We start from the raw sequence: 15166 nt of genomic DNA on the forward strand, positions 1-15166 counted from the left end.
GGGCTGTCGAACCGGGTCAGCGACGGTGCCGAGGGGCCCAACCTTGGGCGTATGGGATGGACGCACCGCCGTTGGCGCGTCCCGCCGTCCCTCTCGCAAGGACCATGCCAAAGGCTGAATGACCTTCCAAACAGGGCCAAAGGTCTTTGTTTCTGCGGCTTCGACGCGAATTGCCTATTGTTTGTGCTAGTACCTTGGTGGTGCCGCATTGCACAATTTGTCGGCTTTCGGACCGCTTTTTGTTCGATGCAGGACAAAAGCGCGTGTTTTGGTCCCGACACTCCCGTCATCGACCAGCGGCGGCGAAACCCTGCAAATGGCGGAAATCCGCCATTCCGGTCCCTTTCTCATACCTTGGTGCCGGTGTTGGCACGCGGATTGCCAGAAGGATGGGCAGATCAGGGCCAGGGCAACGGCGCCATGGCCGGTTCGACGGCGAACCACCCGGACAACGGCGTCCGAAACCCTGGGAATCCCGCGGGAGTCCCCAGGGCTTCGGGCGCCTTTTTCTTTTCGGCCTCGCGGCCTCGCAAGAGGGCACACAGCATGAGCACGCACACCAATCCATCCACTCCGCGCGAACGGCTGGTCGTCATCGGCAACGGCATGGCCGGCATCCGCACGCTGGAGGAACTGCTGGCCAAGGCGCCGGACCGTTACGACATCACCGTCTTCGGCGCCGAGCCGCACCCCAACTACAACCGCATCATGCTTTCCCCCGTGCTGGCCGGGGAGAAGACCTTCGAGCAGATCGTCCTGAACGGGCGCGACTGGTATGAAGCCAACGGAATCAAGCTGTTGACCGGCGACCGGGTGGAGGTGATCGACCGCGCGAACCGCACCGTCACGGCCATCTCCGGTCTGACCGTGCCCTATGACAGGCTGCTGATCGCCACCGGCTCCACCCCCTTCATCATCCCGGTTCCCGGCTCCACCCTGCCCGGCGTCGTCGGCTTCCGCGACCTCGCCGATGTTGACGCGATGCTGGAGGCGGCGGCGAAGGGCGGGCGCGCCGTGGTCATCGGCGGCGGCCTGCTCGGGCTGGAGGCCGCCAACGGCTTGAAGGTCAAGGGCATGGACGTCACGGTCCTGCACCTGATGGACACGCTGATGGAACGGCAGCTCGACCGCTCCGCCGGGGCGCTGCTGCGGCACGAGTTGGAGCGCCGCGGCATCACCGTGCTGACCGGCGCCGACACTGCTGAAATTGTGGGCAACGAAAGCGTTTCGGCGGTTCGCCTGAAAAATGGGCAGGAGCTTCCCGCCGATCTGGTGGTCATGGCCGTGGGCATCCGCCCGAACATGGCGCTGGGCAAGGCGGCGGGGCTGGCCTGCGGGCGCGGCATCCAGGTGGACGACGCCATGACCACTTCCGACCCGGCGATCCTGTCGGTCGGAGAGTGCGTGGAGCATCGCGGCCAGACGTACGGCCTCGTTGCCCCGCTGTTCGAGATGGCCAAGGTCGCCGCCGCCCGGCTGGCCGGCGGTACGGAGGCCGCCTACACCGGCTCCGTCACATCGACCAAGCTGAAGGTGACGGGGGTGGACGTCTTCTCGGCGGGCGACTTCACCGGCGGCAAGGACTGCGAGGACATCGTGTTCCGCGACGCCGCCCGCGGCGTCTACAAGCGCGTCGTGGTCAAGGAGAACCGCATCCTGGGTGCCGTGCTCTACGGCGACACCAAGGACGGCGGCTGGTACTTCCAGATGCTGAAGGACGGGACCGAAGTGGCGCCGGTCCGCGACACCCTGATCTTCGGACAAGGGTTCGGAGGCGAGGGGGCGGCAAACCCTAAGGCCGCCGTTGCGGCGCTCCCCGACAGTGCGGAGATCTGCGGCTGCAACGGCGTGTGCAAGGGCACCATCGTCAAGGCGATCACCGAGAAGGGCCTGTCCAACCTGGACGAGGTGCGGTCTCATACCAAAGCCTCGGCCTCCTGCGGCAGCTGCACCGGGCAGGTGGAGCAACTCCTCGCCATCACGCTCGGCGACGGCTACGCGGGCGAGGCGAAGGCCAAGCCGATGTGCAAATGCACCGACCGCACCCACGACGAGGTGCGCCGGGCCATCACCTCGCTTTCCCTGAAATCCATCCCGGACGTGATGCAGCGGCTGGAATGGCGGACGCCCGACGGCTGCCACCATTGCCGTCCGGCGCTGAACTATTACCTGCTGTGCGAATGGCCGGGCGAGTACAAGGACGACAGCCGGTCCCGCTACATCAACGAGCGCGTCCACGCCAACATCCAGAAGGACGGCACCTACTCCGTCGTCCCGCGCATGTGGGGCGGGCTGACCAGCGCGCAGGAGCTGCGCGCCATCGCCGACGTGGTGGACAAGTTCGCCATCCCCACGGTGAAGGTCACCGGCGGCCAGCGCATCGACCTGTTCGGCGTGAAGAAGGAGGATCTGCCCGCGGTGTGGGCGGACCTGAACGCCGCCGGCATGGTGTCCGGCCACGCCTACGCCAAGGGGCTGCGCACGGTGAAGACCTGCGTCGGATCGGAATGGTGCCGCTTCGGCACGCAGGACAGCACCGGCCTCGGCGTCAAGCTGGAGCGGATGACCTGGGGCACCTGGACCCCGCACAAGGTGAAGCTGGCCGTCTCCGGCTGCCCGCGCAATTGCGCGGAGGCCACCATCAAGGACCTGGGCGTCGTCTGCGTGGACAGCGGTTACGAGCTGCATGTCGGCGGCAACGGCGGCATGCATGTCCGGGCCTGCGACCTGCTGGTGAAGGTGGAGACCGAGGCGGAGGTTCTGGAATACACCGGCGCCTACATGCAGCTCTACCGCGAGGAGGCCCGCTATCTGGAGCGCACCGCCCCGTGGGTCGAGCGCGTCGGGCTGGAGTACATCAAGCGCCGGCTGGTCGATGATGCCGAGGGCCGGGCCGCGCTCAACGCCCGCTTCCTCTTCTCCCAGAGCTTTTCGCAGGACGATCCGTGGGCCGAGCGGGCCAACGGGTCGGTGGACCGTCACGAATTCGCGCCGCTCGCTCAGGTGGGGTAACGAGACATGGATCAGAGCATTTCCTGGATCACCGTCGGCTCGGTCGAAGACATTCCCCGCCAGGGGGCCCGCGTGGTGCGGACCGACTTCGGCGACATCGCCCTGTTCCGCACCGTGGCGGACGAGGTCTACGCGCTGGAGGACCGCTGCCCGCACGCCGGCGGCCCGCTGTCGCAGGGCATCGTCCACGGGGCGCGGGTGACCTGCCCGCTGCACAGCTGGGTGATCGACCTCGCCAGCGGCGAAGCGGTCGGCCCCGACGAGGGCTGCGCCGGCCACTGCCCGGTGCGGGTGGTGGACGGCACGGTGCAACTCGGGCTGGCGGCCTTCCGTCCGGGCCGTGGAGGGTGCGGCCATGGGTGACGCACCGTCCGACTCTCCCCCTCCTTTTTCCCCCTCTCCCCCCCGGGGAGAGGGTTGGGGTGAGGGGGATGCGCTTGGCGGTACGTTCGGCAGAAGCGCAACCCCCTCACCCTCCCCTCTCCCCGGAGGGGAGAGGGAAATCGCAGCGGGAAAGCCCGTCCGCACCACCTGCCCCTATTGCGGCGTCGGCTGCGGCGTGCTGGCCTCCGTCGCCGCCGATGGCACCGTCACCGTCTCCGGTGACCCCGACCACCCTGCCAACCGGGGGAAGCTCTGCTCCAAGGGCACCAACCTGCCCGATACGCTGGGCCTCGCCGAACGGCTGCTCCACCCGCAGGTGGACGGGCGGCGCGTCGCCTGGGACGAGGCCATCGCCGCCGTCGCAACGCGCCTGTCCAACACCATCGCGAAGCACGGGCCGGACTCGGTGGCCTTCTACGTCTCCGGCCAGTTGCTGACCGAGGACTATTACGCCGTCAACAAGCTGGCGAAGGGCTTCCTCGGCACCGCCAACATCGATACCAACTCGCGCCTCTGCATGGCCTCCAGCGTGGCGGGCCACAAGCGCGGCTTCGGCGCCGACGCGGTGCCGGTGACCTACGAGGACCTGGACGAGGCCGATCTGGTCGTTTTGGTCGGCTCCAACCTCGCCTGGTGCCACCCGATCCTGAACCAGCGGCTGCTGGCGGCCAAGTACACGCGCGGCACCCGCATTATAGCCATCGACCCGCGCCGCACCGCCACGGTGGACGGGGCCGACCGCCACCTGCCCATCCGGCCCGGCACCGACGCCCTGCTGTTCAACGGGCTGGTCGTCCATCTCGCCGACAACGGTGTTCTGGACGCCCGTTTCGTCGCGGAGCACACCGCCGGTCTGGCCAAGGCGCTGGAGGCCGCCCGCGCCGACGCCCCCTCCCCCGCCCATGTCGCCGCCCGCTGCGGTCTGCCGCTGGCCGAAATCGAGGCCTTTTACGCTGAAGTCGCAACGGTCCGCCGCACCGTCACCATTTACTCCCAGGGGGTGAACCAATCCTCGCAGGGGACGGACACGGTCAACGCCATCCTGAACGTCCATTTCCTGACCGGGCGGATCGGCGCGCCGGGCATGGGACCCTTCTCGGTCACCGGCCAGCCCAACGCCATGGGCGGGCGCGAGGTCGGCGGGCTCGCCAACCAGCTCGCCGCCCATATGGGATTCGAGCCGGAGTCGATGGACCGGCTGCGCCGCTTCTGGAACGCCCCGCGGGTGGCGGACAAGCCCGGCCTGAAGGCGGTGGACCTGTTCCGCGCGGTGGAGGAGGGCACGGTGCGCGCCGTCTGGGTCATGGCGACCAACCCGGCGGTCAGCATGCCCGACGCCGCCCGCGTCCGCCGCGCGCTGGCAAACTGCGAGACGGTCATCGTCTCCGACTGCATCGCCGACACCGACACGGCACGGCTGGCCCACATCCGCCTGCCCGCCGCAGGCTGGAGCGAGAAGGACGGCACCGTCACCAACTCCGACCGGACGATCTCCCGCCAGCGCGCCTTCCGTCCCCTGGCGGGCGAGGCGCGGCCCGACTGGTGGATCGTCACCCAGGTCGCCCGTGTCCTGGGCAATGCCGACGCCTTCCCCTATGAGACGCCCGCCGACGTCTTCCGCGAGCACGCCGCCCTGTCGGCTTTCGAGAACGATGGCACGCGCGCCTTCGACATCGGCGGTCTTGCCGGGCTGTCCGACGCTGAATTTGAAACGCTCGCTCCCGCCCCCTGGCCGCGGCCGGTTGGCGAGGGTCCGACGCGCCGTCTCTACACCGACGGGCGCTTCTTCACCGACGACGGGCGGGCGCGCTTCGTCCCCGTCACCTCCCGCCCCCTGCCCCGTACCGTCGAGCCGGGTTCGCTGATGTTGAACACCGGCCGCTTGCGCGACCAGTGGCACACCATGACGCGCACCGGCCTGTCGCCGCGCCTCTCCGCCCACGCGCCGGAACCCTGCCTGGACCTTCACCCCCAGGACGCGGCGGCGCGCGGCCTGACGGACGGCGCCCTGGTCAGCCTCTCGACCCCCGTCGGAACGGCGCTGGCCCGGCTGCGCGTGACCGATGCGCAGCGGGTGGGGGAGGCCTTCCTGCCCATGCACTGGACCGACCGCTTCACCGCCTCCTGCATCGTCGGACGGCTGGTGGACGATCTGGCCGTGGACCCGCTGTCGGGCCAGCCCGACCTGAAGCGGATGCCGGTGACGGTCGTCCCCTACGCCGCCGCCTGGACCGGCTTCCTGATCGCCCGCGACCCGGTGGAGCCCGCCCATGGCGGCTACTGGTCACGCCGCGCCGTCCCTGGCGGCCACCTGATCGAACTGGCCGGCGAGGGCGCCCTGCCCGCTCCCGACGCGCTGGAGTTCGGCTTCGCCGGGGCGACGGTCGATTACAGCGACGCGGCCCGCGGCGTGCTGCGCCGCGCCTGGGTGACCCACGACCGGCTGGAGGCCTGCCTGTTCCTGTCCACCTCCGGCGGTTTGCCCAGCCGCGCTTGGCTGGTCGACCTGCTGTCGGCGGAGGCGCTGGACGGTGCCGCCCGCCGCGCCTTGCTCTCCGGCCGGTCGCCGGTTCCCACGGCGGACGAAGGGCGGACGGTCTGTTCCTGCTTCGGCGTCGGCGTCAACCGCCTGATCGCCGCCATCCAGAGCCAACGCCTGACCACGGTCCAGGAGGTCGGAGCGGCCCTGCGGGCCGGGACCAACTGCGGCTCCTGCATCCCCGAACTCAAGGAGATCCTTGCCGATGCCCAGCGCTGCCATGTGGCTTGACGGTCTTGTCTCCCGGTCCGGGGGCAAGCGTATCAACTTCATCGTCGCCCTGCGCGCCGCGTTGGGCTCGGCGTTGCGCCCGCGCACGGCCCGCCGCGTCGCCCGCGCCATCCCGCAGGCGGGCACGCGGACCCCGCACGTCACGCTGGTCGGCGCCGGGCCGGGGGACCCCGACCTGCTCACCGTCGCGGCGGCGCGGGCGATTTCGCAGGCCGAGGTGATCCTCTACGACCATCTCGTCGGGCCGGGCATCCTCGCCCTGGCGCAGCCGGGGGCGGAGCTGATCTGCGTCGGCAAGCGGTCGGGCAAGCATTCCCACCCGCAGGAGGCCATCAACGCGCTGATCGAGGCGCAGGCCCGCAGCGGGCGGCGCACCGTCCGGCTGAAGGGTGGCGATCCGATGATCTTCGGCCGGGCCGGCGAGGAGATCGAGCATCTGGAGCGTGTCGGAATCAGCGTGTCGGTGATCCCCGGCATCACCGCGGCGCTCGGCTGCGCGTCCAGCGCCGGGCTGTCGCTGACCAAGCGCGGCGTGTCGCGCGCCGTCACCTTCGTCACCGCCCACGCCCGCGAAGGCGACGCGACCGAGCCGGACTGGGCGCGGCTGGCCGACCCGAAGGGCACGCTGGCGATCTACATGGGCCGCGAGGCCGCCCGCCGGGTCGGGCGCGGCCTGACGGCCGGCGGGCTGTCCCCCGACACGCCGGTGCTGGCGGTGGAGAACGGCTGCCGTCCCGACGAGCGCCATTATCGCACGACGCTGGGCGTCATGGCCGAGCAAGGCGTGGCGGCGGGCGACGGGCCGACGCTGCTCCTGATCGGCTGGGCGCTAGAAAACCGGCCGGCGGACGCCGGTGATGCCTTCAGCGCGGGCGGCCACGTCGGCCAGGGGCTCGGTCACGACTGACATGGTGAAGACGGTGGCGTGCAGCAGCGTGGCGCCGTCCAGCATGATGCCGACATGGCCGGGGAAGAACACGATGTCGCCGCGGCGGTAGTCGATCCCCTGCCCGTCCGGCCCAAAACCATCTTGGGACAGCATCGGCCCCAGCCGGTCGTCGTTGCGCTGCATCCCGCTGCTGTGGTGGGTGGTGATCCCCGCCGCGCGCAGCGCCACCTGGACGAGGCCGGAGCAGTCGATGCCGAAGGCGCTCCGCCCGCCCCAGACATAGGGTGTCTCCAGGAAGCGCAGCGCCGTCTCCACCGGGACGCGGTTCAACGGCACGGCGACCGGCTCCAGCTGCTTGCCGAACGTCCACAGCCCATTGTCCAGCCGGACCCAGCCCCCTGGACACTGGGCGTCCGCCTGCTCTGTCACCGTCACGAGGCTGCCGAAGCTCAGCGCCGCCACCGGCACCGCCTTGTGGGTGGGCGCCGGGTGCAGGTTCGCCACGCGCCCGGACACGCGGTGGGTCGGGGCGACCGGGGTTGAGGTCTCCGTTCCGGGGGGAAGCCAGCCGACATGGCCGTCCGTGTGGTTTTCCACCTTCACCCAGTCGCCGTCGCGGTCGAGCGGCGTACATGTTTCACCGAACAGCATCTCGCTGGTTTGCGGGACGCCGTGCCTCGGCTGTTCCAGAAGAACGGCCTGCGGGGCGGCGAGCCGGCGGATCGGGGTGGTCTGTGCATCGGTCATGCCGGTCACGCTAGAGCCCGCCCCGCCGGAATGCAAGCCAGAGGACCGTTCCGGACAATCCTCCGGGAGATGGGGATTTGCTATGGATTTGACGCTTTTCGACAGGAGAGTGCGATGGCGGACCGTGTGAGACGTCTGGGGCTCGCGGCGGCGGTGGGCTTATGTCTGCTGGCCGGTGCAGCCGCCGCGCAGACGGCGACCGAAGGCCCCCTGCGGCTCGTGCCGAAGTCCATTCCCTCTCCGGCGGTGGAGCAGCCCCCTGCCCCGCCGGTTCCCGTTCCACCGCAGCCGTCCCCGGCGGCCACGGTGGTCCGGCCGGGTCAGCCCGCGGCCACCCCTGCGCCCATCCCGCAGCCCGCCGCGATCGCTGACCCGGCCCAAATCCATCCGCCCACGCCGCGCGCTCAACCGACCGACGGGGTCGCGGCGGTGCGCGCCTTCTATGAGGCTTTGGGGCAGGCCGATGCCGCGCGGGCCAACACCTACGTCGTTCCCGAAAAGCGGGGCAGCGGGGCCTACGACATCGCGTCGATGAACCGCTTCTACGGCAACATGAGCGTCCCCGTCCGCCTGCTGGCCGCGGAGCCCATCGGCCGGGACGCCGTGCGCGTGCGCTACCACTACGTCTATGTGAACGGCCGCACCTGCGACGGCGCCGCCGAGGTCGCGCTGGCGGAGCGCGACGGGTTGGCGCTGATCGAACGCATCAAGGCGCTCAACGACTGCTGAGCCCTGTTCCCTCTCCCCTCTGGGGAGAGGGTTAGGGTGAGGGGGGTGCGCATTTGCCGAACACACCGACACGCGCATCCCCCTCACCCTCCCCACCCTCTCCCCGGAGGGGCGAGGGCTACCTCGCCCGTCCCGTCGGCTTGCCGGCCTTTGCCGGCGTGCGGCGGCCCTTGCCCGCCTGCTGGGTGTAGAAGGTCTTGCCCGCCTTGGGCTTGTCCGCTTTGCCCACGCCCCCCGTCGTCTGCCAGGCCGGAACGAGCTGGTGCTCGCCCGGCCCGATCAGGTCGCTGCGGCCCATCGCCTTCAGCGCGTCGCGCAGCACCGGCCAGTTCTCCGGGTCGTGGTAGCGCAGGAAGGCCTTGTGCAGGCGGCGCTGCTTCAGCCCCTTGGCGGAGAACACCGTCTCCGAGCCCTCGCGGCGGATCGGGCGCAGCGGGTTGCGGTCGCTGTGATACATCGCCGTGGCGAGTGCCATGGGGGAGGGCAGGTAGGTCTGCACCTGATCGGCCTTGAAGCCGTTCCGCTTCAGCCACAAGGCGAGGTTCATCATGTCCTCGTCCGTGGTGCCGGGATGGGCGGCGATGAAGTAGGGGATCAGGTAGAGCTTCTTGCCCGCCGCCTTGGCCGCCGCCTCGAACATCTCCTTGAAGCGGTCGTAGGTGCCGATGCCCGGCTTCATCATCTTGGACAGCGGGCCGGGCTCGGTGTGCTCCGGCGCGATCTTCAGATAGCCGCCGACATGGTGGGTCACCAGCTCCTTCACGTACTCCGGGCTGCGGACGGCGAGGTCGTAGCGCAGGCCCGAGGCGATGTTGATCTTCTTCACGCCGGGGATGGCGCGCGCCTTGCGGTAGAGCTGGATCAGGTCGCTGTGGTCGGTGTTCAGGTTCTTGCAGATGTCCGGGAAGACGCAGGACGGGCGGCGGCAGACCTTCTCGATCTCCGGGTCCTTGCAGGCCATGCGGTACATGTTGGCGGTCGGCCCGCCCATGTCGGAGATGACCCCGGTGAAGCCCTTCACCTTGTCGCGGATCTCCTCGATCTCCTTGAGAATCGACCCCTCCGACCGGCTCTGGATGATGCGCCCCTCATGCTCGGTGATGGAGCAGAAGGAACAGCCGCCGAAGCAGCCGCGCATGATGTTCACCGAGAAGCGGATCATCTCCCAGGCCGGGATGCGCGCGTCGCCGTAAGACGGGTGGGGCGCGCGGGCGTAGGGCAGGCCGTAGACCCCGTCCATCTCCGCCGTGGACAGCGGGATCGGCGGCGTGGTCAGCCAGACCTCGCGGTCGCCGTGCCGCTGCACCAGCGCGCGGGCGTTGCCGGGGTTGCTCTCCTGGTGCAGCACGCGCGACGCGTGGGCGTAGAGCGCCTTGTCGGCGGTGACCTGCTCGAAGGAGGGCAGGCGGACCACCGTGCGGTCGGCGCCGGCGGCGCGCGGGGCGGCGGCGGTCAGCTCGTCGATGCTGCTGCTGTCGATGACGGTCCAGCCGTCCGGCACGCGGCTGCGGACGATGGAGGTGCCGCGGATGTCGTCGATCTCCCGCGCCTTCTCACCGGCGGCGATGCGGTGTGCGACGTCGATGATCGCGCGCTCGGCGTTGCCGTAGCAGAGAATATCCGCCTTGGCGTCGACCAGGACGGAGCGGCGCACCTTCTCGCTCCAGTGGTCGTACTGGGCGATGCGGCGCAAGGACGCCTCGATGCCGCCGAGCACGATGGGCACGTCCTTGTAGGCTTCGCGGCAGCGCTGGCTGTAGACGATCACCGCGCGGTCGGGCCGCTTGCCGCCCTCGTCGTTGGGCGTGTAGCTGTCGTTGTGACGCAGGCGGCGGTCCGAGGTGTAGTGGTTCACCATCGAGTCCATGTTGCCGCCGGTCACCCCGAAGAACAGGTTCGGCTTGCCCAGCGCCTTGAACGGCTCGGCACTGCTCCAGTCCGGCTGGGCGATGATGCCGACGCGGAAGCCCTGCGCCTCCAGCAGCCGGCCGATGATCGCCATGCCGAAGCTGGGATGGTCCACATAGGCGTCGCCCGTCACCACCACGATGTCGCAGGAATCCCAGCCCAGCCGGTCCATCTCCGCCCGCGTCATCGGCAGGAAGGGCGCCGGGCGCCGGGCCTCCGTCCGGTGCCGGGGGAGGGAGAAGATGTCCCGCACCGCCGGAAGGGAGGCGGTGGGCGTGGGTTCGTTGAGCATGACGCTCTCCGTTCGGGCCGCCGGTGCGCAGGCGCGCTGCCGGGGCGGGGTGCTTGATGGTCGGGTGCCGGTTCATGCCGGTCTTGTCCGACATGGTCCACCGCGCGAGTCCCTACGGAAGTGCCGCGGCGCGGTCAAGGATTGCCTGACCGTCGGGGTCAACTTTATACGCGATCATGACGCCGTGATGTGTGCAGCCGGGTCGCCGTCGGCAAGGGGCCTGTTGCAACAGCTGTCCCGGCACCCTGTTGGGAAGGGCTGAAACACAAACCTCCCCCATGGACAGGAGTGGACCATGAGCACCGATAAGCGTTACGGCGACCAGCGCGACGAGCCGCTCGACATCAGGAACACCCGCGCCGACCCCGCCATCGACGAGGAGAAGATGGGCTTCCAGAACATCGAAGGACCGGGCGCCGAGACTGGTAAGGATAAGGCGTCGAGCACGGACGATTCTCCGGACAGCGCACCCCGACCGTGACGGGGACCCCGCGGGCGCGGTGGGCGTTGTTCGCTGGGACCACAACAGACCGGAGGTTCGCCATGGCTGATGAGAAGACACCCCACAACCCACCCGAGGCGGGGAAGGACTCCCCGTTGGAGGACAAGACCAAGACGCCCGGCGATGGGACGCTCCAGGACGCCGTTCCCGCCGGAACCACGTCCGACGAGCTGCGGAGGCGGGCCGAAGAGGATGACGGGTCCGTCCAGCCGGGCACCGGCTGAGGTGTTGGAAACGTCGCCGGTTTCATCATACGACGTCGTATGAGAGCTACCGGGTAACGCTGTCGGTCGCGGGCGCGGCCAATCCGACCATGGCATAGCTGCTGCGGATGGCCGCGTCCAGCGTCGGGGGCAGGGGCTGGATGCGCTGCTCGCGCGCGGTGCGGCGGGCAAAGTCGGGGTCCGCCGCGAGTACCCGCGTGGCCGCCGCCTTGGCCTCGTCCATCCGGCCCATCTGCACGAAGGCGACGGCGAGAGCGGCTTGGGCCGGAGCGGCGGCGGTCACCTCGAACTCCAGCTTCGTGCTGTCCGGGTGGCCATGGCGTTGGAGGGCGAGGCTGTAGGCGGACAGGAGCCGTTCCCGTTGCGCGGGGTCGCGCTCCATCGCCTGTTCCAGCAACGGCAGACCTTTCGCGGATTGCCCGGCCTCGACATGCCACAGACCGAGGTCACCCAGCACATGAGCGTCTCCGGGGGATGCCTGCAAGGCGCGATGCCCGGCGGCGAAACAGGGAGAGTATTCCCCACGCAGGCAATAGGCGGTGTAGAGCGCCGTCAACGGGCGCAGGGAGGCCGGCTGCAGCTCCGCGGCGCGCAGGGCAGCGGCCAAGGCATCGTTCAAGGCAGCGTCGTTCCGTTCCGTCCGATAAGCGTCCGACTGCAGCAGGGACAGCGCCGACCAGAGGCGGGCGGCCTCGCCCGCGCTGGTCGTCAGCGCGCTGGCCGCGGAGGTCAGGCAATCGTTCAAGGCAACCCGCTCGACCGCCGGGATTTCATGCCGTCCGGTGGCGAGGAAGGCGCATTCACGGGGCGATAGGCTGGATGTTGGTTTGGTGCGCAGGCGCGCGCTGGCCGAGGAAAGGAGGGGGCCTTGCGGAGCGGCGACCGGATCGACGATTCCGGCCGCCAAGGCTTGCGGCGTGGCCGCGCCCTCCGGTCCGGCCGACCGGTCCAAGCTGGTGGACCAGAGCACCGTCCCGGTGGCGAGGTCGGTCAGATTCACGACCAGACGGACCGAGGCGTCGTGTCCCTGAAGGCTTCCGGACAGGCGAAATCCTTGATGGGGCAGGCGAGCGCTCTGCGGCGGGTCGATCCGCACCGGGAGATCGGTCCGGTTGGCGAGGCCGCTGGCGATCTCATCGGTCAGCATGGCGGCGAGGGCGCCGTCCTCCGTCGATTGGCCGGTGGTGCGGAAGGGGCCGACGACGATGGTCATCGACGCGTCGGCCGCCGCGGAGGGGGCGGTGGTCCAGGCCGTCGCCGGCTCGCTTCCCCTCGGCTCCGCGCTGGACATGGTCGGATGGGAGCCGAGCGCCAGCGCTTCCTCCACCTCGATGGGAGTGGCGAGGTTTCGGCCGATCAGCAACCCCATCAGCCCGACCGCGATCAGCACCACGGCGGCAAACCCGGCGATGCGCAGGGAAACGGGCCGTTGAATTGCTTCCGCCGCCGGAACGGTGTGAGGGGCGGGGAGCGGGGCATCGCTCACCCGTTCGAAGCGGGGAGCGTAGCCGCCCTTCGGCACGACGATGCGGATCGGGTCGCTGCGGCCCGCGGTCAGATAGTAATGCTCAAGGCTGCGGCGCAGCCGACCGGCTTCCAGCCGCACGATGGGATCGGATTGCGGATCGAAGCTCGGCTCCCGGTTGAAGACGCTGACGGCGATGCAGTAGGCCTTGATCTGCTGCGCCCGCCCCTCAAGGCACTCCTCGACCACATAGCGCAGGAAGCGGCGGTTCCGGTCCGACGCGTCGAAATGGTCGCTCGCCAAAATCCGCTCAAGCTGCGTCCTGACGGCGCGATCATCCAATGCCCACCCCTGCGCGGGCGGAGTTTCCCCGGTCATTTCTGACATCTCCCGAAAGTTGAGCAAGACGACGTGCGATCTTTCTCAAAAGAGGTGGGTCGATGTGTTGCCGGCATTCTTCCATCGGGAAAAACTGATGTCCATTGGCCCTGTGCTTTTAGGTCGGGCGATATTCCCGAAGTCCGCGCATTTCTCATTTCGTTGGGGTGAGGCGCTCAACCAAAGGCTGGCGTTGCCAAGCCGAAGGCGGTGGGCGCTACCCCCGCCGAACGGGGCGTAAACTACCGTATGCTACTCGCGGCGACGGAACCGACGAAGCGGCGACGGGTTCTCCCGCCGCCGGACAGGGGACTCGGCGCGGGAGGACCCGAACAATGGCTGAAGGCTCCTCCCATCCCCGCGGCACGCCCGGCTCACCGACGCGCATCCCCCGCCGTCGATAAGGCGTGCCGACATTTTCCGGTTTTCCCTGTTCTCGGCTTCGGTAACGCAACGCACCGGTGGTTCCATGCCTTTTTTGTCTTCGTCTTTCTTGTCCACGCTGAATGTTCCGTCCCGCCGCTGCCCCGCTCCCTCCCTTCAAACGTCGTCACCAAAAGCCAAGCTGGACCAGCCCTCAGGGTCTGGAATGACACGCCGCGGCATTTTCGGGCTGGGGGCCGCCGTGGCGGTCGGCGTCTGCAACAGCCGCACCGCCGCGGCGTGGGAGCCGGCGCCGGAGCGCACCCTGCGGATTTACAACTGCCTGACGGGGGAGAGCTTCGACGGCGTCTATTGGGCGGAAGGGCGCCCGGTGGCGGAGGCGATGGCCCGCATCGACTGGGTGCTGCGCGACCATCGCAGCGACGATTGCCACCGCATCGATCTCGCCCTGCTGAACCGTCTGTCGGAGATGCAGGAGAAGCTGGACAGCCAGCATCCGTTCGAAGTGCTGTCGGCCTTCCGGTCCCAGGAGACTAACCGCCGCGTCAAGGGGGCGGCAACGGGCAGCCTGCATCTGCAAGGGCGTGCGGTCGACCTGCGCCTGCAGGGACGGCGCGCGGTGGACCTCTACCGCTGCGCCCTGTCCTTTGGCGACGGCGGAACGGGTTGCTACGCGAAGCGGAACTTCGTCCATGTGGACACCGGGCCGACGCGGCGCTGGGTGGGAGCCTGAAGCGTGGAAGGGCCGGAATCGGGACTTTTCGTCGCAGAACCTTTTGCCAGGGAGCATCGGGCGAAGGGCATTACGCCGATGGATGGATTGTGCGCAGGACGGAGGAAGCGCACCATAGCCCGAAAAAGAAGGCCGAATGATCCGGCCAATGCTCTTTGGGAGGAGCCCATGCTAACCCCAACCGACCTTGCGGCCCCCCGAGGCCGCAGCTTATCGGCGCACCGTCATCCGTTGACGGACCCCGCCCGGATGGCCCAGGCCCGCACGCTGGCGGGCTGGATCGCCGTGATCGCCGAAGACCGCGGCCTGGACGAACGGGGCGTTGCCGCGGCGACCGGCCTGGATATCGAGGATGTCCGGGCGGTTCTGGATGGCACCGTGTTCATGATGCCCGTGAGCACGCTTGACCGGGCGCTGCGCCGTCTGGAAGGCCGCCCGAACTGAGGAGCCGCAAATCCCGCCTTTCCTCTCCGCCCGTCGGCACAGGAGGACCGCATGACCCACCACGTCCGCAAACGGAGCAGCGCCATGGACCGAACGGAGAAACGCGACGCCATCACCCGCATCCGCCACGCCGCCGAACAGCAGGGGCTGGACGCCGGCGATCTGGCCCGGATGACGGGGCTGGCGCCGGGGCACGCCCGCGCGATCCTGTCCGGCTTCGGCTCGACGGTTCCGCGCGATACCCTGGACCGCACCGTCACCGTTCTGCCGGAGTGACAGCTTGCTCGTGACGGCACGCTGAAATG

The 15166-nt window shown here is 69.3% G+C and carries 13 protein-coding genes; 10 read left to right on the plus strand and 3 right to left on the minus strand.

The features are described from left to right. The first annotated feature begins 546 nt into the window (after positions 1-546). From nirB to cobA, 4 genes are all read left to right on the plus strand, one after another. Positions 547-3012, plus strand: coding sequence for a nitrite reductase large subunit NirB (gene nirB / locus JJL56_RS16015; RefSeq protein ID WP_200485612.1), 2466 nt, complete (start codon positions 547-549; stop codon positions 3010-3012). 6 nt (positions 3013-3018) lie between these two features. Further along, on the plus strand, positions 3019-3375 hold the full coding sequence (nirD, locus tag JJL56_RS16020; RefSeq protein WP_200485613.1) for a nitrite reductase small subunit NirD: 357 nt from the start codon (positions 3019-3021) through the stop codon (positions 3373-3375). A 196-nt stretch (positions 3376-3571) separates the two neighbouring features. Then, complete coding sequence (locus JJL56_RS16025) at positions 3572-6166, plus strand: molybdopterin-dependent oxidoreductase (protein ID WP_345772587.1); 2595 nt, start codon at positions 3572-3574, stop codon at positions 6164-6166. Continuing rightward, complete coding sequence (gene cobA / locus JJL56_RS16030) at positions 6141-7073, plus strand: uroporphyrinogen-III C-methyltransferase (protein WP_345772588.1); 933 nt, start codon at positions 6141-6143, stop codon at positions 7071-7073. The genes JJL56_RS16025 and cobA overlap by 26 nt, the downstream gene beginning before the upstream one ends. Here the strand turns inward: cobA and JJL56_RS16035 are convergent. After that, a complete protein-coding gene (locus tag JJL56_RS16035; protein ID WP_200485615.1) occupies positions 6996-7802 on the minus strand; it encodes a C40 family peptidase in 807 nt (268 codons plus the stop codon). The genes cobA and JJL56_RS16035 overlap by 78 nt on opposite strands. A 114-nt stretch (positions 7803-7916) precedes the next feature. On the opposite strand from JJL56_RS16035, the gene JJL56_RS16040 reads away from it, so the two are divergent. Beyond that, positions 7917-8531 (plus strand): hypothetical protein, encoded by a 615-nt coding sequence (locus JJL56_RS16040; protein WP_145628027.1) that lies wholly within the window; start codon positions 7917-7919, stop codon positions 8529-8531. Between the two features lie 118 nt (positions 8532-8649). On the opposite strand, the gene JJL56_RS16045 is transcribed toward JJL56_RS16040, so the two are convergent. Continuing rightward, a complete protein-coding gene (locus tag JJL56_RS16045) occupies positions 8650-10626 on the minus strand; it encodes a YgiQ family radical SAM protein (RefSeq protein ID WP_211101273.1) in 1977 nt (658 codons plus the stop codon). 400 nt (positions 10627-11026) lie between these two features. Between JJL56_RS16045 and JJL56_RS16050 the strand changes: the two genes are divergently transcribed. Both JJL56_RS16050 and JJL56_RS16055 read left to right on the plus strand, forming a co-directional pair. Continuing rightward, positions 11027-11212, plus strand: coding sequence for a hypothetical protein (locus JJL56_RS16050; RefSeq protein WP_200485616.1), 186 nt, complete (start codon positions 11027-11029; stop codon positions 11210-11212). 62 nt (positions 11213-11274) lie between these two features. Continuing rightward, positions 11275-11457: a hypothetical protein gene (locus tag JJL56_RS16055; protein WP_200485617.1), complete on the plus strand. Its 183-nt coding sequence runs from the start codon at positions 11275-11277 to the stop codon at positions 11455-11457. Positions 11458-11503: 46 nt separating this feature from the next. On the opposite strand, the gene JJL56_RS16060 is transcribed toward JJL56_RS16055, so the two are convergent. Further along, the gene (locus JJL56_RS16060) at positions 11504-13300 is read right to left on the minus strand and encodes a tetratricopeptide repeat protein (protein ID WP_247891094.1); all 1797 of its coding nucleotides are present in this window, start codon (positions 13298-13300) and stop codon (positions 11504-11506) included. Between the two features lie 589 nt (positions 13301-13889). Between JJL56_RS16060 and JJL56_RS16065 the strand changes: the two genes are divergently transcribed. The 3 genes from JJL56_RS16065 to JJL56_RS16075 all read left to right on the plus strand — a co-directional run bounded on the left by JJL56_RS16065 (position 13890) and on the right by JJL56_RS16075 (position 15137). Next, a complete protein-coding gene (locus JJL56_RS16065; RefSeq protein WP_247889601.1) occupies positions 13890-14417 on the plus strand; it encodes a YcbK family protein in 528 nt (175 codons plus the stop codon). A 249-nt stretch (positions 14418-14666) separates the two neighbouring features. After that, positions 14667-14861, plus strand: coding sequence for a hypothetical protein (locus JJL56_RS16070; protein ID WP_145628017.1), 195 nt, complete (start codon positions 14667-14669; stop codon positions 14859-14861). Between the two features lie 51 nt (positions 14862-14912). Beyond that, complete coding sequence (locus JJL56_RS16075) at positions 14913-15137, plus strand: helix-turn-helix transcriptional regulator (protein WP_247889600.1); 225 nt, start codon at positions 14913-14915, stop codon at positions 15135-15137. Positions 15138-15166 lie beyond the last annotated feature (29 nt).

Origin of the sequence: Azospirillum aestuarii, from assembly GCF_016632405.1 — a bacterium.
In the GTDB taxonomy this organism is placed as follows: Bacteria; Pseudomonadota; Alphaproteobacteria; order Azospirillales; family Azospirillaceae; genus Azospirillum; species Azospirillum aestuarii.